Below are 1,246 nucleotides of genomic sequence, written 5' to 3'. Positions count from 1 at the left end.
ACCACCGCAAGCTTGTACTCATTGATGATAAGCTGGTTTTTCTTGGCAGTTTCAACATTACAAAAGCGCATTTACCCAAGGCCCTTGGCGGTCAACAATTTAGTGACACAGCAATCAGAATATCTGGACAAGTAACCCAGAGCGTAAGGCTAGCTTTCGACACCTGCTGGTATAAACACTCATGTCGCACCAGCGCTCGGTACTTGCCTGAGAGCCCTTTTCTCTATAACTTCAGCCGCCGCTTAAGACGAAAACAGAGAAAAGACTTATTACAGAGAATTAAAAATGCAAAGCATGCGGTATGGATAGCGAACGCTTATTTTGTACCAGATAGCGAACTGCAAGACGCCCTATGCACAGCAAGTAAAAGCGGGGTTGATGTAAGAATATTACTCCCCGGGCGTTCGGATATATTTTTCATTCCTTGGGCCTCTGCGTTCTTCTATTCAACATTACTTGAAGCTGGCATCCGACTCTACGAATACCAAGCAGGAATCATGCACTCTAAAACCTTGATTATTGATGACTGGGCTTGCATCGGCTCAAGTAACCTCAACACCCGCAGCCTAATGCATGATTTGGAAATCGATTACAGCCTGCAACTTACCGCCAGCCGAGAGCAATTGGCAATTAATTTTCGTGACGACCTGAGCTGCAGCGAAGAACTGAAGAGCGACTCGCTGGACAAAAAGCATTTTATCCAACGGTATTTGGGCGGACTGCTACTAATATTTTTCTCTTACTGGGTGTAAAAACTACCAAGCGATTAGCAAGTCATCCTCTTGTATATTTATTCGCCCTGGGTCCATACTGACACTACCACTAGCAAAACCAGGGTGCACCTGAGAAACGGTGAGTGATGTCTTGACATTCGTTAGTTCAGTACCCGCTAGCATATCTGCGTCGTAATAATTGTAGGTACGATATAAAGAAAACTTATCTCCAGGGCGAACACCGGAGCTTGCACCCGAATTGAAGTGTAATGTTTTACCGTCAACTCTTGATATACGTGCAATAAAGGGCTGACACTCCAATTGCTCTCCTACTAAAGTAGCAACACCATCCACCAGTTGAGCGACTGCTAGACCATATTCGTCATTCCAGAACTCTGCAGTGCCAAAGCCACTCAGATCATCAATATCATCTTCCCACGGCGCAGATACTGCAAAACTTCTTTGCCAGATAATCGCACCACTATAGCCATCATGAACAAATAGCTCCATTGCAAAGCGACGTTTGATATTGG

2 protein-coding genes are annotated in these 1,246 nt (G+C 44.9%); one reads left to right on the top strand and one right to left on the bottom strand.

Features of this window, described 5'->3' with window-relative positions:
• On the top strand, positions 1-752 hold a 752-nt coding region (locus tag A3756_RS18145), incomplete at its 5' end, for a phosphatidylserine/phosphatidylglycerophosphate/cardiolipin synthase family protein (RefSeq protein WP_231875567.1).
• Between the two features lie 3 nt (positions 753-755).
• On the opposite strand, the gene A3756_RS18140 is transcribed toward A3756_RS18145, so the two are convergent.
• On the bottom strand, positions 756-1,246 hold a 491-nt coding region (locus A3756_RS18140; RefSeq protein WP_304438896.1), incomplete at its 5' end, for a FlgT C-terminal domain-containing protein.

It is taken from the genome of Oleiphilus sp. HI0086 (genome assembly GCF_001635225.1).
The sequence above is the reverse complement of the archived record's forward strand: the minus strand, read 5'-3'. Positions and strand labels throughout refer to the sequence as shown.